The organism is Arthrobacter sp. 35W (assembly GCF_000482545.1).
Taxonomy (GTDB): domain Bacteria; phylum Actinomycetota; class Actinomycetes; order Actinomycetales; family Micrococcaceae; genus Specibacter.
Genome location: NZ_KI519455.1, coordinates 1,438,250 through 1,459,640 on the forward strand (window position 1 = coordinate 1,438,250; position 21,391 = coordinate 1,459,640).

Consider the following 21,391-nt stretch of genomic DNA (forward strand, 5'->3'; position numbering starts at 1 on the left):
GCCGCCCGCCAGGATTTCCGGCGGGGTGGCCGGCAGAAAGAAGTCGTTCCGCAATGACCTCATCCCTGGCACTGGCTGCCGATACCTCCTACATCACCGACCGCGGGCCCGGAAACGGGCGGCGCCTTCCGGCACGATCATGGCTGCACAGCGACGCACCAACACTCTCGCTCAATGGCCAGTGGCGCTTCCGCCTCCTGCCGGGTGCGCCCGGCACTCCCGGTGGAAGGGGAGTCCTGCCCGCCGGTGAAGCCGTCGACGGCGTGGCCGCGGAATCCCTTGACGACTCCAGCTGGGAGACGATCGCCGTTCCCGCCCACTGGGTCCTTGAGGGTGCGGGGCGCTATGGCCGGCCCAGCTACACCAACGTGCAGTTCCCGTTCCCCATCGACGCCCCGCACGTCCCGGACGAGAACCCCACCGGCGACTACCGGCGGACCTTCGACATCCCAGCGGAGTGGTCCGCAGCGGAGCGGATCGTGCTGCGCTTCGACGGCGTCGAATCGCGCTACAAGGTATGGGTCAACGGGAGCGAGATCGGCGTCGGCACCGGCAGCCGCCTTGCGCAGGAGTTCGATGTGAGCGAGGCCGTGCGCCCGGGACGCAACCAGCTCTCCGTCCGGGTCCACCAGTGGTCGGCCTCGAGCTACCTTGAGGACCAGGACCAGTGGTGGATGCCGGGCATCTTCCGCGACGTGACGCTGCAGGCCCGCCCGCAGGGCGGCATTGACGACGTCTGGCTGCGGACCTCCTTCGACGGTGCAGGGAGCACCGGAACGGGTGTCATCGACCCCGAGATCACCGCGTCCCCCAGCGCGTTTCCTCTCCGTTTGACGGTGCCGGAACTCGGCATCGACGTGCTCTGGGAGTCCCCGGCCGACGTCGCCCCGGTGGCGCTGGACGCCGTCGAGCCCTGGTCCGCCGAGGTCCCGCGGCTGTATGACGCCACCGTGGCCGGCGCCGGCGAGGCCATTTCACTGCGCCTGGGGTTCCGCACGGTGCAGATCTCCGGCGACCAGTTCCTGGTCAACGGCCGCCGTGTGGTGTTCCACGGCGTGAACCGCCACGAGACCCACCCCGACCGCGGCCGCGTCTTCGATGAGGAGTTTGCCCGGGCGGATCTGGCGATGATGAAGCAGTTCAACGTCAACGCGATCCGCACCAGCCACTACCCGCCGCATCCGCGCCTGCTGGACCTTGCCGACGAAATGGGCTTCTGGGTGATTCTGGAATGCGATCTGGAGACCCACGGGTTCGAGGAACAGGGCTGGGTGGACAACCCCAGCGACGATCCGGCCTGGCGCGCGGCGTTGGTCGATCGGATGGAACGCACCGTTGAGCGCGACAAGAACCACCCCTCCATCGTGATGTGGTCCCTCGGCAACGAGTCTGGCACCGGAGCCAACCTTGCGGCGATGTCCGCATGGGCCCACGCCCGGGACAGCGGCCGCCCCGTCCACTACGAGGGCGACTACACCGGCGCCTACACGGACGTCTACTCGCGGATGTACTCCTCGATTCCCGAAACGGCGGCCATCGGCCGGGACGATTCCGGCTCGCTTCTGCTGGGCTGCTCCGCGGCGGAATCGGCCCGGCAGCGCACCAAACCCTTCATCCTGTGTGAATACGTCCACGCCATGGGCAACGGCCCGGGCGCCATCGACCAGTACGAGGACCTCGTGGACCGCTACCCGCGGCTGCACGGAGGATTCGTCTGGGAATGGCGGGACCACGGCATCCGCACCACCACGGGGGATGGCACGGAGTTCTTCGCCTACGGCGGAGACTTCGGCGAAGTGGTCCACGACGGGAACTTCGTCATGGACGGCCTGGTCTTTTCCGACTCGACGCCCAGCCCGGCCCTGTTCGAGTACAAGCAGATCGTCGCGCCCATCAGACTGGGCTTTGAAACGGAGACGTCCGACGGCGTTGTGCGCCGCTTCGTCTCCGTCGCCAACCTGCGGCACTCGGCCGACGCCTCCGACGTCGTCCTGCGCTGGCGCACCGAGGTGGACGGAAGCCCGGCCGCGTCCGGCGGGCTCGACGTCGCCGCCTCCGCAGGTGGGCCGCTGGCCGCTGGTGCATCGGCGCGCGTCGAACTCCCACAGCTGGCAGCACCCGGACATGGCGAGCACTGGCTCACCGTTGAGGCCGTCCTGCGCAAGGACACGGCCTGGGCCGCAGAGGGCCATGTGCTCTCCGCCGTCCAACTGGACCTCACCGCGCGGACTGCCCCAACGGGTGCAGCGCAGGGCCCGCGTCCGCCGGTTTCCGCCCGCCCGCCCGCCAGTGGGGCCGAGGGGACCATCGCGCTGGGCCCGGCCGTGTTCGAGCATGGCCGGCTCGTGTCGCTTGCGGGGCTGGAGGTCTCCGGGCCGCGGCTGGAGTTGTGGCGCGCCCCCACGGACAACGACAAGGGTTCGCACTTTGGCAGCTACGATCTGGCGGACCCCTGGCTGAACAACGGCAAGGGTGTTCCGTCGCAGTCCAACGCCGTCCTTTGGCGGGCGGCCGGTCTGGACAGGCTCACGGCCCGCGTGGAGAAGATCGCCTCCGATGCGGACAGCGTGCTGATCCATACGCGCTACGCCCCCGCGAACAGCGGACATTCGGTGTCGGTGCAGGAGCACTGGCAGTTGTCCGCCGGCGAGCTGTGGCTGCGCCTGGACATTGCCCCGAGCTCCGGGTGGGACCTGGTGCTGCCGCGGGTGGGTGTGCGCTTCGACCTGCCCGGATCCGTCGACGGCGCATCGTGGTTCGGTGCGGGGCCCCGGGAGTCCTACCCGGACAGCATGCACGCGGCGCACATCGGGCGGTACTCGGCGGGCATCGACGAGCTGGCCGCGCCGTACGCGATGCCCCAGGAGACCGGACACCGCAGCGCTCTGCGCTCCCTTGAGCTCAGCAATGCGGGGGAGCCGTGGCTGGCCGTGGGGACCGTGGCCGATTCCCTCGGCCGGCTGCCGGGGTTCACCCTCTCGCGGCACACGGCGCAGGAGATTGCCGACGCCGCGCACCCCCACGAGCTGCCGCCGAGCACAGGCAGCTTCCTGTACCTCGACGCCGCCCAGCACGGCCTGGGCTCGCGCTCCTGCGGGCCGGACGTGTGGCCGGACTATGCCCTGCGGCCCGAGGCGCGCACGCTGACGCTGCGGATTGCGGCGGCTGGGTAGCAGGGAAGGGGCTGGCCACAGGGGCTCCACTGGCCTAGGTTTGCTGCTGTGGGCAAGAAACTCCGCCGCAGTGGTGCCGGTCCGGCACTGTCCCAGGCCTTGGCAGCGCGTGTGGCTGCCAAGGCCGGTGCGCTGCACCACGGCCCCTCGACGGAGCGGACGGTGTTCTTCTCCGACGCCGTCTTCGCCATCGCGATGACCCTGCTGGTGCTGGACCTCAAGCCCCCGGAACTGCCCGACGGCGCCCCCGCCGCTGCCGTCCAGGATGCCCTGCTGGAGGACGTCCCGGCGCTCGCCGCCTTCATGCTCAGCTTTGCCCTGGTGGGGGCCACCTGGATCAACCACCACCGCCGGTTCAAGGCGATCGCGGCCTACAACGGCACGCTGCAGTCGATCAACCTGGTGGTGCTGTTCTTCGTGGCGTTTCTGCCCGTACCCACGGCGCTGCTGTTCCAGACCAGCAGCGAATCCCCGTGGCCACCGGCGCTCTACGCCCTCACCGTGGTGGGCATCTTCGTCTCACTGAACTGGCTCTGGCGGTACGCACGGACGGCGTCGCTCATGGAGCCCAGCGTCGATGAGCCGCTCTACCGACTGGTGCTGTGGGGCAATGGTCCGGTGTGGGTGGTGTTCCTGCTCTCCATTCCGGTGGCGTTCATCAATCCGACGGCCGCCACGTACTGCTGGATCCTGATCTGGCCGCTGTCCCAGCTGCACGGGAGGTGGGCCTGCAAACGCTTTGCCGCCGCCGAGGCCGCTGCACTTCGGGCCGAGGAAACCGGTCCGGCACCCTCGGCCTGAGCCGGGTCCGCGTCAGCGCGCCAGCCGGGCCGCCAGGGACAAGGCGGCATCGCGCGGGCGCAGGCCGGAGGACGCCATGGCGATCCGGGCCACTAGCGCCGAGCCCCGGACAATCCGTTGGCTGGGCCTGCGGCGGGCGGAATCGTAGCGGCGCAGCGCCGCGGCCACGGATGCGGGGGAATCCGCCGGGCCGAGCAAGGCGGCCAGGGTGGCGCCGTCGAGGATGGCTTCGCAGGCGCCGCGGCCCAGATTTGGTTCCATGGCGTGGGCGGCGTCGCCGATCAGGGCCGTGCGGCTGCCAATGAAGGTGGGCAGGGCCGGCACCACGGAGAGCTGGTGGAACAGGAAGTCCGCCTCCCCGGCGGCCAAAACCCGTCCTGCATCCTCATGCCACCCGGCAAAGGATGCGTGCAGCAGCGCCGCCTGCCCCGCCCGGTCCAGGGACAGCGCTGCACGGCTGGCCTCCACGCCCAGATCCGCACAGGCATACCAATTGGTCTTCCCGGCCTCCCGGGGCGTGATGCCCAGCAGCCGGCCCGGCCCCCAGGTCTCGCTGGCGGGGAATTGCCCGGCCTCCAGCGTGCCGCGCCACACCACCTTGCCCGTCTCCCGCGCGTCGTACCCGTGGCCCAGCAGCCAGGTGCGGACGGCGGAGTTGATGCCGTCCGCACCCACGACGACGTCGAACCCGCCCAGATCCTGCGCGGCACCGTCCACGCCAAAGGCCACGGTGCCCGGCGGCAGAAGCCCGTGGAGGATGCCCAGCAGGGCCGGGCGGGCGATGAGATTCATGGAGATTGGGCGCTGCACGGCGGCGATGACCGAGCCATCGGGCCGCAGCGTGGCGGCGGTGGACATGGCCGTGCCGCCCGCCCGCACCGCTGGCTCGGCACCCACCGTGGCCAGCGCCCTCATGGCCGCCGGCCACATGCCCAGGGCCGTGCCGCGCGTCGGGATCGCCGGGGCGCGTTCGAAGACGGCCACGTCCCAGCCGGCACGGACCAGCCCGGCCGCGGCCGTCAGCCCGCCGATGCCACCACCCAGCACCGCAGCACGGCGGAATTTCCTGTCCATGGGGGAAATCTACCGCCCCACGGCCCCGAATGGGCGCGCCCGGAGGAGGGCCCCGGGGTCCTACACTTGCTTACGTGACTTCAAGCTTCCAGATCCGCCCCGCCCGCACCTCCGACGTCAAGGCCATCAAGGCCCTGGTGGCGCCCCTGGCGGAGCTTCGCATTCTGATGGCCAAGGAAACGGTGGCCTACTACGAAGGGCTCCAGGAATTCCGCATTGCCGAATCCGAGGGCGAGGTCATCGGCTGCGGAGCTCTGCACGTGATGTGGGAGGATCTGGCCGAGATCCGCACGCTGGCCAGCGCCGAGTCCTGGCGCGGCCGCGGCGTGGGGCACGCGCTGGTGGAGGACCTGCTGTCCCGGGCCAAGGACATGGGTGTGGACCGCGTATTCTGCCTGACCTTTGAGGTGGACTTCTTCCTCAAGCACGGCTTTGAGGTCATGGCGGACCAGTCGGCCGTGGACCCGAACGTCTATTCCGAGCTGCTGCGCTCGCACGATGAGGGCGTGGCGGAGTTCCTGGACCTGGCCCGGGTCAAGCCGAACACCCTGGGCAACACCCGGATGATCCGCCAGCTCTGAGGTCCACGCCGCACGCTGTGCCGCCGCGCCGGGGCGCTCTACCCAACGGTGGGGCCGCCCGGTAGGGTTCTGAGTGTGGCCACTGCCGGCTCCCGCCGCTCGTTCACGGCCACTTCACGCCACGTCGCTCAGGAGTGCTGGAATGAAGAAACTCATCAATGATCCGCGCGCAGTTGTCGATGAATCGGTGGAGGGCTTCGGCCTGGCCCATGCCGATCTGGTGACGGTGAGCATGGATCCCATGTTTATCACGCGCAAGGACGCACCGGCCCCCGGCAAGGTAGGCCTGATATCAGGCGGCGGCAGCGGGCATGAGCCCCTGCACGCGGGGTATGTAGGGCTGGGCATGCTGACGGCAGCCGTCCCCGGCGCCGTTTTCACCTCCCCGACGCCGGACCAGATCATTCCGGCCACGATCGCCGCCAATTCCGGCGCCGGTGTGGTCCACATCGTGAAGAACTACACGGGCGACGTCCTGAACTTTGAGACGGCCGCCGAAATGGCCCAGGCCGAGGGTGTCGAGGTCCGCACCGTCCTGGTGAACGACGACGTCGCGGTGGAGGACTCGCTGTACACGGCCGGCCGCCGCGGAGTCGGCGGCACGGTGCTGGTGGAAAAGATCGCCGGCGCCGCGGCGGAGCGCGGGGACGACCTCGACGCCGTCGCCGCCATCGGCCAGCGAGTCAATGACAATGTACGCACCATGGGCGTGGCCCTGTCCGCCTGCACTGTGCCGCACGCCGGCGTCCCCAGTTTTGAGTTGACCGAGGACGAAATTGAAATCGGCATCGGCATCCACGGCGAACCCGGCCGGCACAAGATTCCCATGGAGAATGCCGACGGCATCACGGACCGGCTGCTGGAACCCATCCTGGCGGACCTCAAACCATCCGCGGGGGACAAGGTGCTCCTGTTCGTCAACGGCATGGGCGGCACCCCGGCCAGTGAGTTGTACATTGTCTACCGCCGCGCCCGGCAGATCCTCGAGGCCGCCGGCCTCACCGTGGAACGTTCGCTGGTGGGCAACTACATCACGGCCCTGGAAATGCAGGGCTGCTCCGTGTCAGTGCTGCGGCTCGACGACGAGATGACGGCCCTCTGGGACGCGCCCGTCCACACCGCCGCCCTGCGTTGGGGGGTTTAGTGGTGGGCCAGCCTTTGGACGCCGCCTGGGCCATCGCGTGGCTGAAGTTGAGCGCCGCCGTGGTGGCGGAAAACAGGCTGCGGCTCATTGAGCTGGACAGGAGCATCGGCGACGGCGACCACGGCGAAAACATGGACCGCGGTTTCGCCGCCATCGTGGCCAAGCTGGCCGAGGAAACACCTGCCACGCCGGGGGCCGCCTTCAAGCTGGCGGCCATGACGCTGATGTCCAAGGTGGGCGGCGCGGCCGGACCCCTGTATGGCACGGCGTTCCTGCGTGCGGCGACGGCGGTGGGCGAGTCCGCCACGCTGGATCCCGCCGCTCTGGCCGGCGCGCTGGCCGCCGCTCGCGACGGTGTGGTGGCTCGGGGCAAGGCCGAGCTGGGAGACAAGACGATGGTCGACGCCTGGTCACCGGCGGTGGACGCCGCAGCGAGCGCCGCCGCTGCCGGGGCGGATGGAGCCGCCGTGCTCGACGCCGCCGCCGAGGCTGCCGAGGCCGGAGCCGTCGCCACGGATCCATTGACAGCCCGCAAGGGCAGGGCGAGCTACCTGGGTGAGCGAAGCGCCGGGCACCGCGACCCGGGGGCGGCCTCGTCCGCCTTGATCCTGAGGGCGGCCGCGCGTGCGGCAGCGGGGGAGGCGGCGTGAGGGTTGGGCTGGTCATCGTCTCGCACAGCGCCCAACTGGCCGATGGCCTGGTGGAGCTGGCGGCGCAGATGGCCCCGGACGTCACCCTGCTCGCGGCCGGTGGCATGGACGCCGGGCCGGACGGAGTCTCCGGGATCGGAACCAGCCTGGAGAAGGTGATGGATGCGGTGTCCGGCGCGGACGCCGGTGCCGGCGTGCTGGTGCTGGCGGATCTGGGATCGGCCGTGATGACGGCCGAGGCCGCTTTGGAGTTCCTGGGCGGCCCGGAGAACGTGGTGCTGGCCCATGCCGCGCTGGTGGAGGGCGCCGTCGCCGCGGCCGTCACGGCGCAGTCCGGGGCGGACCTTGAGCTGGTCAAGAAGGCGGCGGAGACGGCGTTCACCCCCGTCGACGGCCCCGTGCAGGGCGGCACCGGCGGCGGAACCGCCGTCGTCGATCCTCCAGCCCCCTCCGGAGCCGGGAACGGCGCGGTGTCTGCCGAACTGCAGCTGATCAACCCCATGGGGCTGCATGCCCGCCCCGCGGCCACCCTCGCCGGCGCGCTCGGTGCCATGGATGTAGACATTGAAATCAACGGCGTGGACGGCCAGTCCGTGATGATGCTGATGACCCTGGGTGCCGGCGAGGGGACCACCCTGTCCGTGACGGCGAGCGGCTCCGATGCCGCCAGGGCTGTGGACCTGGTCCGCACCGAGGTCGAGAACGGCTTCGGCGAGCTCTGACCCCCCCAACTGAGTGACAGTTATGACACGTTCCGGGCCTCGGAACGTGTCATAAGTGTCACCTAGTTGGGCAGGTGGAGGCCGGTGGGGGAGTGCTGGGCGAGGCCGTCGGTGAGCAGGCCCGCAATGGCGCGCTCCAGCTGGCTGGGGTCCGTTTCGAGGGCGTGGAGCTTCTCCAGCGCGGTCCGAACCGGCCCGCGGTGCGCCGCGTCCAGGCCGGGCTCCGCCTCAACGGCAAGGTCCGCGGCGGGCGCCAGGAACAGATCCCTGTGCACCGGCTGCTCGGCGGCCCGCAGCACGGCCATCACGGCACCGCGCACCTGGCGGTCCGTGCCGGCCCACGGCTGGCCCTTGGGAATGTAGTCCGGCTCCGGCCGGCCCGCGGCAATCCACGCACACTCGCCGGCCACAGGGCAGAGCCCGCATTTGGGCGAGCGGGCCGTGCACACCAGCGCCCCGAGTTCCATGACGCCGGCGTTCCAGAGCACCGATTCGCCCACGTCCGCCGGCAGCAGGCTGGCCGACAGCGCCATCTCCGCCGCCGTGAGTGCCTGGGCGGGCAGCGCCTTCCCCGACACCAGCCGGGCATGGACCCGGCGGATGTTGGTGTCCACCACGTTTTCGCGCCGGCCAAAGGCAAAGGCGGCGACGGCGGCCGCCGTGTAGCTGCCGACGCCGGGCAGGGTCAGCAGCTCCTCGCGGCTGCCGGGCACCTCGCCGCCGAACCGTTCCACAATCGCCGTGGCCGCCGCATGCAGGCGCAGCGCGCGGCGCGGATAGCCCAGCCGGCCCCAGGCCCGCAGCACCTCGCCGCTGGGCTCGGCGGCCAGCGCGGCAGGAGTGGGCCAGCGGCGCAGCCATTCCTCCCACACCGGCTGCACGCGCACCACGGGGGTCTGCTGCAGCATGATTTCGCTGACCAGCACGCCCCACGGGGAGCAATCGCCGCGCCAGGGCAGATCGCGGGCGGTGGCGGTGAACCAGTTTTCGATGGCGCTGTGCACTGAAGAAGATCCTTGGGAGAGGGGTTGTGACCAGTTCAACTGTAGATGACCTGCCACCTCCGGCGGCGTGGTGGGGGCGGTGGGCCCGTGCCAGTGGATACGCTGGTTTGATGGCCAAGCAGTCAGGCGCCGACGGCGGCAACAAGCGCAACGCGGCAGCGTCCGGGCCGCGCCCTGCCGCCGGCCGGGCGGTTCCCTCTTCCGCGGCGGGCAAGGCCTCCTCGGGCAGGGCCCCCTCTGGCAAGACGGCGCCCGCACGGAACGCCACCGGCCACCAGCCTGCGCCGCGCTCCGGTGCACCCCGTGCGAACGGCAGCCGGCCCGCGGCGGCCAAAGCCCCCGCGCCGCGGCCAAAGGCGCCCCAATCGGGCAACGCCCGGGCAACTCCGCAACGCTCCAATGGGGCCCGCCCTGCACCGCGTCCGGCGCCCCGCTCGGGGGGTTCCGGCGGCCGTCCGCCGGGCGGTGCCGTGTACCGGCGCCGCCGTCTGGTGCTGGGCTTCTTTGCCCTGTTGGTGGTGGGCGCCTTGGCCGCGGCTGGGATGACCATTTCCCAGCTCTTCACCTCGGAGTCCCCGGCCGCGGCACCGGCGGCCAGTGAAGCGGCATCTGCGCCCACCGCCGCAAGCCACACCAGCGCCGCGCCGACAGCGACGCCGTCGTCCACGGCACCGGCCACGCCGGTGTGCGACGAGTCCTTGGTGACCGTTGCAGGATCCCTTGACGCGTCCAGCTACGCCCCCGGCGTCGAGCCCGTGCTGACGCTGAAGGTGACAAATGGCGGAACCGTGGCCTGCAGCGTGAATGTTGGCACCAACCAGATGGAATACCTCATCACCAGCGGCACCGACAGGATCTTCTCGTCCCGGGACTGCCAGGACGGCGGCAGTGATCTGGTGAAGTCGCTGGCACCGGGGGCCTCGGAAACGGCCAACTTCACATGGAAGCGCAAGCGCTCCGCGCCGGGCTGCGGCCACATTGAGGCCACACCCGGCGGTGGCGGGGCGTACTACGTGCTGAAGGTGTCGCTGGGGTCCCGGACCAGTCCGAACGCCGCCTTCCAGCTCCAGTAGCCTGTGGGACTGCCTTAGAGGAAGCGGTCCAGCAGGCTGGCCTCGGCAATGCGGGAGAGCCCTTCGCGCACATTGCGGGCGCGCTGGTCGCCGATGCCGTCCACCACCATGAGCTCGTCGATGGTGGCGGCCATGAGGTTCTGCAGACCGCCGAAGTGGTCCACCAACCGGTCCGCCACGGAGCGAGGCACGGCCTTCAGGCCGGAGACCAGACGGTAGCCGCGCGGCTGGATGATGTTGTCCAGGGCGTCCGAGCCGCTGGCCAGCCCCACGATGGTGGCGATCTTGTTCAGATCGATCAGATCCCCGGGCCCGATGTCCTGCAGGGCGGCGACGGCGGCGTCAATGTCCTCGTCGGTGGTGGAGGCGGAGTAGTCGCGGATGACCATCTCGCTGCCCGGCCCCCGCCCGGCCGTGAGCTCGTCCAGCTGGAGCGAGAGCAGGCGGCCGTCGGTGCCCAGTTCCAGTACGTACTGGGCGATCTCCTCGGAGATGCGGCGGACCATTTCGTGGCGCTGAAGGGTGACGGCGACGTCGCGAACCGTCACCATGGCCTCGATCTCCAATGCCGAGAGGGAACTGGTGACCTGGTCCAGCCGGGACCGGTAGCGTTCCAGGGTCGCCAGGGCCTGGTTGGCGCGGGCCAGCACCTTCTCCGAGCCCTCCAGAACATAGCGCAGGCCGCTCACGTAGAGGGCGATGATCTGCATGGACTGGCTGACCGACACCACGGGTACGCCGGTCTGGATGGCGACGCGCTCGGCGGTGCGGTGGCGGGTGCCCGATTCCTGGGTTTCGATGGTGGGGTCCGGGACCAGCTGGACGGCGGCGCGCAGAATGCGGCTGGCGTCGCGGTCGCAGACGATGGCACCGTCCATCTTGGCGAGTTCGCGCAGGCGCGTGGGGGCGAAGTCGATGCCGATCTCAAAGCCGCCGGAACAGAGCTGCTCGATGGTGCGGTCCGAGCCGAGCACAATCAGCGCACCGGTGCGGCCGCGCAGAATGCGTTCGAGTCCGTCGCGGAGCCCGGTGCCGGGGGCAACCTTGGCGAGGGTAGCCTTGAGGGCCTCTTCGGGGCTCCGAACCATGGGCTATTCCTTCCGCCGTGCGCGCGGAGGATCCGCGGGGGTCACTAGGCCAATAATAGTGGCCAGTGGAGCCTGAACCGCGCCGTTTGGCCCGAAAGGAGGGGTGGATGTGCTATTTAGCGCCGCCGAAGAGCAGATCCATGGCCTCCGTGAGGTGGTGGACCTCACGGACGGAGAAATTCGCCGGTATCGGGCCGGGCCCGTTGGGGCTGGCCGGGACAATGGCGTGCGTGAATCCGAGCCGGTGCGCCTCGTGGATGCGCTGGGTGATGCCGGGCACCGGGCGCACCTCGCCGGCAAGGCCCACCTCGCCGAACGCCACCATGCGGGCGGGCAGGGCGATGCGTGATTTGGAGGAGGCCAGAGCAAGCGAAATGGCCAGATCCATGGCCGGCTCGGTGAGCTTGACGCCGCCCACGGTGGCCACGTAGCTGTCGTCCATGTGCAGCTGGGCGCCGGCCCGCTGCTGGAGCACGGCCAGCAGCATCGACACCCGGGCGGAATCGAGCCCGCTGGTGGCGCGGCGCGGCTGGGAGTTGTTGGTGGCGGCCAGCAGCGACTGCACCTCGGCCAGCAGGGGCCGGCGGCCCTCCAGGGTGACGGTGATGCAGGTGCCCGAGACCGGGTCCTTGATGCGGGAGACGAACAGTCCGCTGGGATCCGCCAGTCCGTCGATGCCACTGTCGGTCAGGTCGAAACAGCCCACCTCGTCCGTGGGGCCGTAGCGGTTCTTAACGGCGCGGACCAGCCTGAGCCGGGAATGGCGCTCGCCCTCGAATTGGCACACCACATCCACCAGATGCTCCAGCAGCCGCGGCCCGGCAATGGAGCCGTCCTTGGTCACGTGGCCCACCAGCAGCGTGGTCATGTTCAACCGCTTGGCTGCGGCGATCAGCGACGCCGCCACCTCGCGGACCTGCGAGACGCCGCCGGCGCTGCCGTCGACCACGGCGCTGCTGAGCGTCTGGACCGAGTCCACAATCAGAAGTTTGGGGGAGATGGCCTCCACCTGGCCCAGGGCGGCACCCAGATCCGTTTCCGCCGTCAGGTACAGCGTGTCCGCGACGGCGCCGATCCTGTCTGCGCGCAGCTTCACCTGGGCGGCCGATTCCTCGCCGGTGACGTACAGGACGTCGCGCGTGGCGGCGCCGGCGTCGTTGCGGGCAAACTTGGCGGCCACATCCAGCAGCAGCGTGGACTTGCCCACGCCGGGCTCGCCGGCCAGCAGGATGACGGCGCCGGGCACCACGCCGCCGCCCAGCACCCGGTCCAGTTCGGAGACGCCGGTGGGCAGGTAGGCCGCCGTCGTCGCATCGACCTCGGCAATCCGGCGGGCGGGTTCGGAGACGGCGGTGGCCGCCGTCGTGCGGGCCACTGTGGCACCGGATTCCTCCACGGAACCCCAGGCCTGGCACTCGCCGCAGCGGCCCACCCACTTTACCGTGGTCCAGCCGCATTCGGAACATTTGTAGTTCGCAGTGCTGGTGCGCCCGCTCCGGGCAGTCTTTGTAGCCATGACCCAAGGGTATCGGCGCCCACCGACACCCGGTGGGCCCACGGCCGCGAGGGGCCCGGCCGAGCGGAGCGAGGTTCGGAGCGGGTGGGTGGGCCCACGGCTGCGAGGGGCCCGGCCGAGCGGAGCGAGGTTCGGGAGCGGCTGGGGACTAGAGCTCGGGCAGCATGGCGCGGGCCTCGTCCACCTCTGCCCCGGCGGCCTCCAGCAGATCCACCAGCAGCGGGCGCAGCAGCATCACCACCGTTTCGCCCTCGGTGCGCACAATGCCCAGCCGGCGCGGATGCAGCGTGATGGCGATGGCCTCCAGCGATTCCTTGGCCGCGGCCAGCTGGGCCGAGCGGGCACCCGCGCTGGGGTCGGACAGGGCGGCACCCAGCTGTTCGACGGCGTCCGCGGCCTCGGCCAGCAGATCGCTGATGGCCGCGGTGCCCTCGTCGGACAGGGCCGAGTTGGTGATGGCGCTGGCCAGCCGGCGGGCAAACACCCGGCTGGAGCGCAGGGCCAGATCCACCCGTTCCAAGGCCTCGGCCAGGCTGCCCACCTCATGCCGGTAGCGCCGGTAGACGGGGGACAGCTGGGCGATCTCCGTGGAACCGCGCAGGGTGGCGCGCAGCGCATCCACCAGCGGCTGCGCCTGGCGGGCCCGCACCAGCGCATGCCACGCGGCGGTGGAGTCGTGGGCGGACAGGGCGCTGGAACATTCGCGCAGCACCTCCGCCAGTTCCTCCAGCAGCGCGCGCAGATCGGTTTGCGGCGCCCGGCGCGGATCCCGCGGTGCCAGGAAGGTCACCGCCAGCGCAAAGCAGCCGCCGACGACGGCGTCAAGGCTGCGGGTGAACGGCCCCCCGGCCGGGGCCGGCAGGAGCACCACCAGCAGCGATTGCAGGGCCAGCTGGGTGGTGAAGATGGCGCCGCTGTCCAGGAACCGCGCCAGCATGATCGAAAAGAACAACACGATGGCGGCCTGCCAGATGCCCGAGCCCAGCCAATGCAGCAGCAGATCCCCGACGGCGATGCCCAGCGTGCAGCCCAGGCCCACCTCCAGCACGCGCCGGACCCTTGGTTCGCGGGAGAAGCCCAGGGCGATCAACGACGACGTCGCGGCGAAAAGCGGGCCCGCGTGGCCCAGAACCCGTTCGGCAAAGTAGTACGCGCCCACAGCACAGATGGTCATTTGGATGGCCGGAAGGATGCTGGAGGCGCTGCGCCGCACACCCACCTGCGCCCGGGTGGAGAGGAACAGTACAGGAGACTTGGCGGTGCGGGTCCTTGCCATGGGGAAAGTCTATTCCGTGGAAAGGACACGTTTGGAATGTACAACCAGTGCCAAGAATCCCACCCGCGTTAACCTTCCGTTCACCTTTAACCGTCAGTTCCTTTACCTTCGCTCCCTATCTTCGAAGAGGTTGATAGTGCGCCCTTGCCGGGCGTGGACTTGCCTGGCGCGGCGCTGGACCGCAAAGGCACACACATTCTTAGATATTCCCTGAAAGGGGCATCCTTGTGAAGGCTCTCCACATTGGCCGCGCCGCGGCTGTTGTCACCGTCGCTGCACTGGCACTCACCGCCTGCGGCACGGACAACGCCGTCAACTCCGGTTCCACCGCCGGCGCAACCACCTCCGCAGGTGTCCCGGTCACGGGCACGCTGACCGGAACGGGCGCCAGCTCCATCTCCGCCGCCATGGACGCGTGGAAGGCCGGTTTCGAGACCGCCAACCCGAACGCCAAGGTCCAGTACTCCCCGGAGGGCTCCGGCGCAGGGCGCAAGGCCATCGTGGCCGGCGCCGTCCAGTTCGCCGGCTCGGACGCCGCCATGAGCGACGCCGAAATGACCTCCGCTGCCGAGAAGTGCGGCACCAACGGCGCCATCAACGTTCCGTGGTACATCTCGCCGATCGCCGTCGCGTTCAACGTCCCCGGCGTGAAGGACCTCAAGCTCGACGCCGCAACCGTGGCCAAGATCTTCCGCGGCGACATCAAGAACTGGAACGACGCCGCCATCGCCTCCCAGAACTCCGGCGCCAAGCTGCCGGACCTGGCCATCACCCCCGTGCACCGCTCGGACAACTCCGGCACCACGGACAACTTCACCGACTACCTGGCCACCGCGGCAGCCGATGTCTGGACCGACAAGAAGTCCGGCGACTGGCCCGCAACCCTGACCGGCGAGAACGCCAAGGGCACCTCCGGCGTCGTAAAGACCGTCACCGAGACCGCCGGCGCCGTGACCTACGCCGACGACTCCGCCGTCACCGATGCCCTGGGCAAGGTTGAGCTGAAGGTCGGCGACAGCTACGTCAAGATCTCCGCAGACGCCGCCGCGAAGGCCGTCGACGCCGCCACGCCCGTGGCCGGCCGCGGCGCCAACGACCTGTCCCTGAAGCTGGACCGCAAGACCACCGTGGCCGGGGCCTACCCGGCAGTGCTGGTCTCCTACGCCGTGTTCTGCACCCAGTACCCGGATGCTGCCACGGCCGACCTGGTCAAGGCCTTCGGCACCTTCGTAGTGGGCGATGAGGGCCAGAAGGCCGCCGTCGCCGCCGCCAAGAGCGCTCCGCTCTCCGCCTCACTGGCCACCAAGGCCAAGGCGTCGATCGCCTCGATCACGGCCGCCAAGTAGCACTTCCATCCGCGGGTCCCCGGCGTCGACCACGATGCCGGGGACCTGCGGATTCAGGCTTTAGCCACGCATGACGCAATGACCAGCAAGAGTTCCACCAGCCGTGAAGGAAAAACAGTGTCCACCAACTCGCTGCGAAGCACCACCGGGATGGGGCGTACCGGGGACAAGGTATTTTCGGGGGCCGCCATGGCCGCCGGAATCCTGATCCTCGTGGTCCTGTTCAGTGTTGCCATCTTCCTGCTGGTCCAAGCCCTGCCTACGTTTAGTGCCAAGCCTGCGGATCTGACCGGGGGCGAGGGCTTTTTCAGCTATATTTTCCCGATTGTCATTGGCACCCTGATTGCGGCAGCCATCGCCCTGATCATCGCCACGCCCATTGGGATTGGTGTTGCCCTCTTCATCTCGCACTACGCCCCCCGCCGTCTGGCACAGGGGCTGGGGTACGTCGTCGACCTTCTGGCAGCCATCCCCTCCGTGGTCTACGGTGCCTGGGGTGCCAGCTTCCTGGCCTCCAACCTCAAGGAACCGTACGCCTGGCTGGCCGAGAACCTCGGCTGGATCCCAATCTTCGCCGGACCCGCGTCCGGCACCGCCAAGACCATGCTGACTGCCGGCATCGTCCTGGCCGTGATGGTTCTGCCCATCATCACCTCCCTGACCCGGGAGATCTTCCTGCAGGCCCCCAAGCTTCATGAGGAGGCCGCACTGGCCCTGGGCGCCACCCGCTGGGAAATGATCAAAATGGCCGTCCTGCCGTTTGCCCGCCCGGGCATCATCAGCGCCGTCATGCTCGGCCTGGGCCGCGCCCTGGGCGAGACCATGGCCGTGGCCCTGGTGCTCTCCTCCGGCCCGTTGATTGCCTCGCTGATCCAGTCCGGCAACCAGACGGTGGCGGCGGAAATCGCTCTGAACTTCCCGGAGGCGTTCGGGCTCCGCCTGAATGAACTCATCGCTGCAGGTCTGGTGCTCTTCCTGATCACCCTGGCCGTGAACATGGTTGCCCGCTGGATCATCAGCCGGCACAAGGAATTCTCGGGAGCCAACTGATGTCCCTCGCCACGATGACTCCGCGCAAGCGCTCCGCCCTGACCCGCGGACAGCTGCCCAAGTACACCCCCTACGCCATTGCCGGCGCCGCCATCATCCTGGCCGCCGCGCTGATGTCCGTGATCGGCTTCAACGCCTTCGGCTGGGGCGTGCTCTCCGCTGTCCTGTTCGCCGCCGGCTGGGTGGCCACCACGGCCGCCGTTGAGGGCTCCCGCAAGGCGAAGGACCGACTGGCCACCTCGCTGGTGGTCGGCTCCTTCCTGGTGGCCCTGCTGCCGCTGGTCTCGGTCATCTGGACCGTGCTGGCCAACGGCATCCCCGGGCTGCTCCAGCCCGGCTTCCTGGGCACCTCCATGAAGGGTGTGACGGGCGTGCAGGACAACGCCTCCGTCGCCAACGGCACCCCGGTGCTGGGCGGTGCGTACCACGCGCTCATGGGCTCGGTGCTGATCACCCTCTGGGCCACGCTGATCTCGGTGCCCATCGGCCTGCTGACCTCCATCTACCTGGTGGAGTACGGGCAGGGCAGCCGCCTGGCCAAGGCCATCACGTTCTTCGTGGACGTCATGACGGGCATCCCGTCCATCGTGGCCGGTCTGTTCGCCGCCGCGTTCTTCGGCCTGGTCATTGCCCCAGGCACCAAGACCGGCATCGTCGCCGCCGTCGCACTGTCGGTGCTGATGATCCCCGTGGTGGTCCGCTCCTCCGAGGAAATGCTCAAGATCGTCCCCAACGAGCTGCGCGAGGCCGCCTATGCCCTGGGTGTCCGCAAGTGGCGCACCATCGTCAAGGTGGTCATTCCGACGGCGATCTCAGGCATCGCCTCCGGCGTCACGCTGGCCATCGCCCGTGTGATCGGTGAGACGGCCCCGCTGCTGGTCACCGCCGGCTTCGCGACGTCGATAAACCTCAACGTCTTCTCCGGCTGGATGGCCTCGCTGCCGACGTACATCTACACGCAGATCATGTCGCCCACCTCGCCGTCGAACCCGGGCCCCTCGGACCAGCGCGCCTGGGCCGCGGCCCTGCTGCTGATCCTGCTGGTCATGGCGCTGAACCTGATTGCGCGCCTGGTGGCCCGCATCTTCTCGCCCAAGACCGGCCGCTAAGCGCCGCCGCCCTCCCTCCTCCTTCGCTCCACAAGAAACGGAACACCACATGTCCAAGCGCATCGACGTCACAGACCTGAACGTCTACTACAGCAAGTTCCTGGCTGTGGAGGGCGTCAACATCAACATCGAGGCCAAGTCGGTCACGGCCTTCATCGGTCCGTCCGGCTGCGGCAAGTCCACGTTCCTGCGCACGCTGAACCGCATGCACGAGGTCATCCCCGGCGCCCGCGTGGAGGGCGAGGTGCTGCTGGACGGCGACAACCTCTACGGCGACGGCGTGGACCCGGTGACGGTGCGCAGCCAGATCGGCATGGTCTTCCAGCGTCCCAACCCGTTCCCGACGATGTCCATCCGCGACAACGTGCTGGCCGGCGTGAAGCTGAACAGCAAGCGGATGTCCAAGTCCGACGCCGATGCGCTGGTGGAGAAGTCGCTGCAGGGTGCCAACCTGTGGAACGAGGTCAAGGACCGCCTCGAGAAGCCCGGTTCCGGCCTCTCTGGTGGCCAGCAGCAGCGCCTCTGCATCGCCCGCGCGATCGCCGTGCAGCCCGATGTGATCCTGATGGACGAGCCCTGCTCCGCCCTGGACCCGATCTCCACGCTGGCCATCGAGGACCTGATCAACGAGCTCAAGGACGAGTACACGGTGGTGATCGTGACGCACAATATGCAGCAGGCGGCGCGTGTTTCGGACAAGACGGCGTTCTTCAACATCGCCGGCACCGGCAAGCCCGGCAAGCTGATCGAGTACGCGGACACCACCACCATCTTCAACAACCCCACCGAGAAGTCCACCGAAGACTACGTCTCCGGCCGCTTCGGATAATCCCCAAGCGCTCCCACCGCTCGCAAGCTCGCGGCGGGGCCCTCGCGCTCGTGGGCCCAGGCTTTTTCCAACTGAGGCGCGGCAACTGTACGAAATCCGTAGATTTCGTACAGTTGCCGCGCCTCAGTTGTTGGTGGAGGAGGTGGCCGGTCAGATGATGGGGGAGATCGCCAGGTAGAGGATGCCGCCGAGCAGGGCCGACACGATCGGGGTGGCAACCCAGGCGCCCAGGATGCGCAGCACCAGCGGCCCGTTGATGACGGTGAAGCGCTGGTTCAGCCCGGCCCCCACCGTGGCGGAGGTAACCGTGTGCGTGGTGGACAGCGGCAGGTGCAGGGCGATGGCGCCAATGAAGAGCATGACGGCGCTGACCAGCTGTGCCACCAGACCCCGCATGGGGTCGATCTTGGCCAGCCGGGTGCCCAGGGTATGGGAAACCCGCCAGCCGCCGGCCAGCGTGCCCGCGCCGAGCATGGCGGCGGTGAAAATCGGAACCCACAACGGCACGGCACCGGTGCCCCCGGCCAGAGATGCCGCAGCCAGCGCCAGCAGCACCATCGTCGTCGTGCGGGCCCCGTCCTGCAGCCCATGGCCAAAGGCCACGGCTGCGGCTGCCACCGACTGCATGCGCCGCACCCGCCGATTGACGTAGTTCGGCTGGGCATTGCGGGCCGCCCACATGGCCGGGAACACGGCCACGTAGGACAGCGCCAGGGCGATGACGGGGGAGAGCAGCAGCGGCAGCACCACCAGTGTCAGGACGGTCGTGTCCAGCCCCTGCAGGGGGCTCTCGCCCACCAGCAGCGAAGCCAGCGAGGCTCCGGCCAGCGAGCCGATCAGCGCATGGGTGGAGGAGGACGGATAGCCCCGCCACCACTGGTGGACGCCCCAGAGGCAGGCGCCCGCCAGGCCGGCAATGAGCAGACCCAGCCCGTCCTCCCCGGTGGGCAGGGTGAAAAGCTTCTCGCGCATGGCCGTGGCAAACGTGACGCTCAGCAGGGCGCCCAGCACATTGAAAAGGCAGGCCAGCAGGACTGCCACAGTGGGGGTCAGCGCGCGCGTCCGCACGGCGACGGCGACGGCGGTGGAGACATCGCGGAAGCCATTGAGGAACGCGAAGGCAGCGGCCAGGGCCAGTGCCGCGACCAGCAAAACGGTGGTCAAGTCAGGATTCCTTGACGATGATGCTGCCTACCTGGATGGCGACGTTGCGGTAGGCGCCCGAGACATCCACCAGGGCATCGGCCAGTACGCGGTACTTGACGAGGGCCGCCGGGGTCAGATCGCGCATCAATTCACTGACAAAGACGCGGTGGCTGCGTTGGGCACGCTTGGACAGGCGGATGACCTGGATCCAGTACTCTTCCAGATCATCCAGGTTGTCCAGCCGGCGCATGGCGTCCACCGTGAGTTCTGCCTGCCGGGTGATGATCTCCAGCTGGTCCGAGGCGCGGGGCGGAATCCTGTCCAGCTGGTGCAGGGCAATGAGCTCGGCGGCGCCGGTCAGGGACTCGCTGGCCTCGTTCAGCCGCCGCCCCAGGGCGAAGAGATCCTCGCGGGGGAGCGGGTTGACGAAGCTGGTGCGCATATTGGTCAACAGTGCGACGAAGAGTTCGGTGGAACGGGCCTCGGAGGTGCGCAGCTGCTCCGCCAGGTCCTCAAAATCCGTCGGGGCGGTCCCCAGCAGTTCGGAGAGGGTGTGGACGGCGGAGACGCCCTCGGTTGCCATCTTGGCCAGAATGGCCAGACCCGCCTTCTCCTGTGGAAAGAGACGCAGCTTCACAGGGGGCGCCTTCCTGGCATGGGTGGCTTTTGAGCATAAAAGTGGTGTCGAACCGGGAGCGCCTCACGGCGTTAGGCCGCTCAAAGCGGCTAAAAGTGGAGCCCGGGGGTTCCGCAGTTCGACACCACCTTCAGTGTTCTACTTTGCGGGATTGATGTCAACAAAGCCCCGGCGTGGCGCGGATTTTGGGGTGTGTGGTGTCCCACATCGACCGGCTTCCGGGCACCCGGGAAGAGCCTCTGGCTCCCCCTGACATCCCTTGGGATGGGTGCTTCTAATCCAGTTCGCCGTTGCGCCAGGCAGCGGCGGCGCTCTCAAGATCCTCGGCCGTCTTGACCAGCTGGTGCGCGTTGCGGGTCATCCGGCCGGCATGGTTTTCATCGGCATGTTCACGGTCGTCGGCCATCCGCGACTGGCCCAGGGCCACCACACGGCAGAAGGCTGCGGAGCGTTCCAGCGCGACGTCGAAATCGCCGTCGAACGCGCCGGACAGGATGGCATCGGCCATCGTGCTCAATTCCGCTGCGCCCAGCGGCTCGGCGGCGCCGGCCACGGCCTTGGACACCTGGGCGGTGTCTTGTCCGGCCCGGAAGAAGGCGCTCAACCGCTCCGGGTCCTTCTGGGTGGCGGCACGCAGCGCGTACAGCCGCCACAGGGCACCGGGCAGGGACCGCGCGGGGCTCTCGGACCACATCTCGGCAATGGCTTCCAGCCCCTGCTGGTCGGCCAGCTTCACCAGCCGCTTGGTCACGGCGGGGTCGTCGCTCTTGCGCCCGCGGTGGACCAGCGCCTGGGCGGCGAGGTGCGCAGCTTCGGAGACCCGCGCCGGGTCCGGACCGCCCGTGAAGGGCTCGAAATCGGCAGGCGCAAAAGGCAGCGGCTTATGCGGCCTCGGTGCGCTGGAGCTGGCTGCTTGGGTCATGCATCGACACTACTCCTAAGGCCACAACTGGTCGAGAATCCACGGCCGGCACCTGCGCCTGCCGATTGCCGTGAAGATTGCCGGGTGCGCTATTCTAGTTAGCGTCCACCTTGGGAATACTCTTCCCCGCGTGGGCTGGTACGGGCCTTTAGCTCAGTTGGTAGAGCATCGGACTTTTAATCCGTGGGTCATGGGTTCGAGCCCCATAGGGCCCACCAGCACAGCAAAGCAGCAGCCCGGAACCGTGTCC

Annotated in this window: 19 protein-coding genes and 1 tRNA gene; 12 read left to right on the plus strand and 8 right to left on the minus strand. The window is 69.0% G+C overall.

From position 1 onward, the window contains the following. Window positions 1-53 precede the first annotated feature (53 nt). Both K254_RS0118605 and K254_RS24170 read left to right on the plus strand, forming a co-directional pair. Window positions 54-3,173: a glycoside hydrolase family 2 TIM barrel-domain containing protein gene (locus K254_RS0118605; RefSeq protein WP_026556619.1), complete on the plus strand. Its 3,120-nt coding sequence runs from the start codon at window positions 54-56 to the stop codon at window positions 3,171-3,173. 48 nt (window positions 3,174-3,221) lie between these two features. Continuing rightward, window positions 3,222-3,974: a TMEM175 family protein gene (locus K254_RS24170; protein WP_231391907.1), complete on the plus strand. Its 753-nt coding sequence runs from the start codon at window positions 3,222-3,224 to the stop codon at window positions 3,972-3,974. Window positions 3,975-3,986: 12 nt separating this feature from the next. On the opposite strand, the gene K254_RS0118615 is transcribed toward K254_RS24170, so the two are convergent. Then, window positions 3,987-5,048, minus strand: coding sequence for an FAD-dependent monooxygenase (locus tag K254_RS0118615; RefSeq protein WP_026556620.1), 1,062 nt, complete (start codon window positions 5,046-5,048; stop codon window positions 3,987-3,989). Between the two features lie 74 nt (window positions 5,049-5,122). Between K254_RS0118615 and K254_RS0118620 the strand changes: the two genes are divergently transcribed. The 4 genes from K254_RS0118620 (at window position 5,123) to dhaM (ending at window position 8,145) form a co-directional block, all read left to right on the plus strand. Next, window positions 5,123-5,629, plus strand: a complete 507-nt coding sequence (locus K254_RS0118620) for an amino-acid N-acetyltransferase (RefSeq protein WP_026556621.1) — start codon at window positions 5,123-5,125, stop codon at window positions 5,627-5,629. Window positions 5,630-5,771: 142 nt separating this feature from the next. Next, window positions 5,772-6,773, plus strand: coding sequence for a dihydroxyacetone kinase subunit DhaK (gene dhaK / locus K254_RS0118625; RefSeq protein ID WP_026556622.1), 1,002 nt, complete (start codon window positions 5,772-5,774; stop codon window positions 6,771-6,773). Between the two features lie 2 nt (window positions 6,774-6,775). Continuing rightward, complete coding sequence (gene dhaL, locus K254_RS0118630; protein WP_155848627.1) at window positions 6,776-7,423, plus strand: dihydroxyacetone kinase subunit DhaL; 648 nt, start codon at window positions 6,776-6,778, stop codon at window positions 7,421-7,423. Further along, window positions 7,420-8,145, plus strand: coding sequence for a dihydroxyacetone kinase phosphoryl donor subunit DhaM (gene dhaM, locus K254_RS0118635; protein WP_026556624.1), 726 nt, complete (start codon window positions 7,420-7,422; stop codon window positions 8,143-8,145). Before dhaL ends, dhaM begins: the two co-directional genes overlap by 4 nt. Window positions 8,146-8,207: 62 nt before the next feature. On the opposite strand, the gene K254_RS0118640 is transcribed toward dhaM, so the two are convergent. Then, the gene (locus tag K254_RS0118640; protein WP_026556625.1) at window positions 8,208-9,149 is read right to left on the minus strand and encodes a Fe-S cluster assembly protein HesB; all 942 of its coding nucleotides are present in this window, start codon (window positions 9,147-9,149) and stop codon (window positions 8,208-8,210) included. A gap of 110 nt (window positions 9,150-9,259) precedes the next feature. Here K254_RS0118640 and K254_RS26255 point away from each other — a divergent pair, with 110 nt between their 5' ends. Continuing rightward, on the plus strand, window positions 9,260-10,222 hold the full coding sequence (locus K254_RS26255) for a hypothetical protein (RefSeq protein ID WP_231391908.1): 963 nt from the start codon (window positions 9,260-9,262) through the stop codon (window positions 10,220-10,222). 14 nt (window positions 10,223-10,236) lie between these two features. On the opposite strand, the gene disA is transcribed toward K254_RS26255, so the two are convergent. The 3 genes from disA to K254_RS0118660 form a co-directional block, all read right to left on the minus strand. Next, on the minus strand, window positions 10,237-11,310 hold the full coding sequence (gene disA, locus K254_RS0118650; protein WP_026556626.1) for a DNA integrity scanning diadenylate cyclase DisA: 1,074 nt from the start codon (window positions 11,308-11,310) through the stop codon (window positions 10,237-10,239). Window positions 11,311-11,422: 112 nt separating this feature from the next. Then, the gene (gene radA, locus K254_RS0118655; RefSeq protein ID WP_026556627.1) at window positions 11,423-12,826 is read right to left on the minus strand and encodes a DNA repair protein RadA; all 1,404 of its coding nucleotides are present in this window, start codon (window positions 12,824-12,826) and stop codon (window positions 11,423-11,425) included. 148 nt (window positions 12,827-12,974) lie between these two features. Continuing rightward, a complete protein-coding gene (locus K254_RS0118660) occupies window positions 12,975-14,102 on the minus strand; it encodes an FUSC family protein (protein WP_051389391.1) in 1,128 nt (375 codons plus the stop codon). Window positions 14,103-14,329: 227 nt separating this feature from the next. Between K254_RS0118660 and pstS the strand changes: the two genes are divergently transcribed. The 4 genes from pstS to pstB all read left to right on the plus strand — a co-directional run bounded on the left by pstS (window position 14,330) and on the right by pstB (window position 18,436). Next, window positions 14,330-15,448: a phosphate ABC transporter substrate-binding protein PstS gene (gene pstS, locus K254_RS0118665; protein WP_026556629.1), complete on the plus strand. Its 1,119-nt coding sequence runs from the start codon at window positions 14,330-14,332 to the stop codon at window positions 15,446-15,448. A 150-nt stretch (window positions 15,449-15,598) separates the two neighbouring features. Further along, window positions 15,599-16,498, plus strand: a complete 900-nt coding sequence (pstC, locus tag K254_RS0118670) for a phosphate ABC transporter permease subunit PstC (protein ID WP_442853069.1) — start codon at window positions 15,599-15,601, stop codon at window positions 16,496-16,498. Further along, window positions 16,498-17,607, plus strand: a complete 1,110-nt coding sequence (gene pstA, locus K254_RS0118675) for a phosphate ABC transporter permease PstA (protein WP_026556631.1) — start codon at window positions 16,498-16,500, stop codon at window positions 17,605-17,607. Before pstC ends, pstA begins: the two co-directional genes overlap by 1 nt. A gap of 49 nt (window positions 17,608-17,656) precedes the next feature. Next, entirely contained in the window at window positions 17,657-18,436 is a 780-nt protein-coding gene (pstB, locus tag K254_RS0118680) for a phosphate ABC transporter ATP-binding protein PstB (RefSeq protein ID WP_026556632.1), read from the plus strand. A 150-nt stretch (window positions 18,437-18,586) separates the two neighbouring features. Here pstB and K254_RS0118685 read toward each other — a convergent pair whose 3' ends face one another. The 3 genes from K254_RS0118685 to K254_RS0118695 form a co-directional block, all read right to left on the minus strand. Then, the gene (locus K254_RS0118685; protein ID WP_026556633.1) at window positions 18,587-19,600 is read right to left on the minus strand and encodes an inorganic phosphate transporter; all 1,014 of its coding nucleotides are present in this window, start codon (window positions 19,598-19,600) and stop codon (window positions 18,587-18,589) included. A 1-nt stretch (window position 19,601) separates the two neighbouring features. Then, window positions 19,602-20,219: a DUF47 domain-containing protein gene (locus tag K254_RS0118690; protein WP_026556634.1), complete on the minus strand. Its 618-nt coding sequence runs from the start codon at window positions 20,217-20,219 to the stop codon at window positions 19,602-19,604. A gap of 274 nt (window positions 20,220-20,493) precedes the next feature. Continuing rightward, the gene (locus K254_RS0118695) at window positions 20,494-21,141 is read right to left on the minus strand and encodes a hypothetical protein (RefSeq protein ID WP_026556635.1); all 648 of its coding nucleotides are present in this window, start codon (window positions 21,139-21,141) and stop codon (window positions 20,494-20,496) included. A 142-nt stretch (window positions 21,142-21,283) separates the two neighbouring features. On the opposite strand from K254_RS0118695, the gene K254_RS0118700 reads away from it, so the two are divergent. Then, window positions 21,284-21,359 (plus strand) — tRNA-Lys (locus K254_RS0118700). Window positions 21,360-21,391 lie beyond the last annotated feature (32 nt).

Bases quoted from the DNA above. Each gene is read 5' to 3' on its own strand.
- radA (WP_026556627.1), bottom strand. From the start codon at position 12,826: ATGGCTACAAAGACTGCCCGGAGCGGGCGCACCAGCACTGCGAACTAC.
- K254_RS0118660 (WP_051389391.1), bottom strand. From the start codon at position 14,102: ATGGCAAGGACCCGCACCGCCAAGTCTCCTGTACTGTTCCTCTCCACC.
- pstA (WP_026556631.1), top strand. From the start codon at position 16,498: ATGTCCCTCGCCACGATGACTCCGCGCAAGCGCTCCGCCCTGACCCGC.
- K254_RS26255 (WP_231391908.1), top strand. From the start codon at position 9,260: ATGGCCAAGCAGTCAGGCGCCGACGGCGGCAACAAGCGCAACGCGGCA.
- K254_RS0118605 (WP_026556619.1), top strand. From the start codon at position 54: ATGACCTCATCCCTGGCACTGGCTGCCGATACCTCCTACATCACCGAC.
- K254_RS0118615 (WP_026556620.1), bottom strand. From the start codon at position 5,048: ATGGACAGGAAATTCCGCCGTGCTGCGGTGCTGGGTGGTGGCATCGGC.
- pstC (WP_442853069.1), top strand. From the start codon at position 15,599: ATGGGGCGTACCGGGGACAAGGTATTTTCGGGGGCCGCCATGGCCGCC.
- pstB (WP_026556632.1), top strand. From the start codon at position 17,657: ATGTCCAAGCGCATCGACGTCACAGACCTGAACGTCTACTACAGCAAG.
- K254_RS0118695 (WP_026556635.1), bottom strand. From the start codon at position 21,141: ATGACCCAAGCAGCCAGCTCCAGCGCACCGAGGCCGCATAAGCCGCTG.
- disA (WP_026556626.1), bottom strand. From the start codon at position 11,310: ATGGTTCGGAGCCCCGAAGAGGCCCTCAAGGCTACCCTCGCCAAGGTT.
- dhaK (WP_026556622.1), top strand. From the start codon at position 5,772: ATGAAGAAACTCATCAATGATCCGCGCGCAGTTGTCGATGAATCGGTG.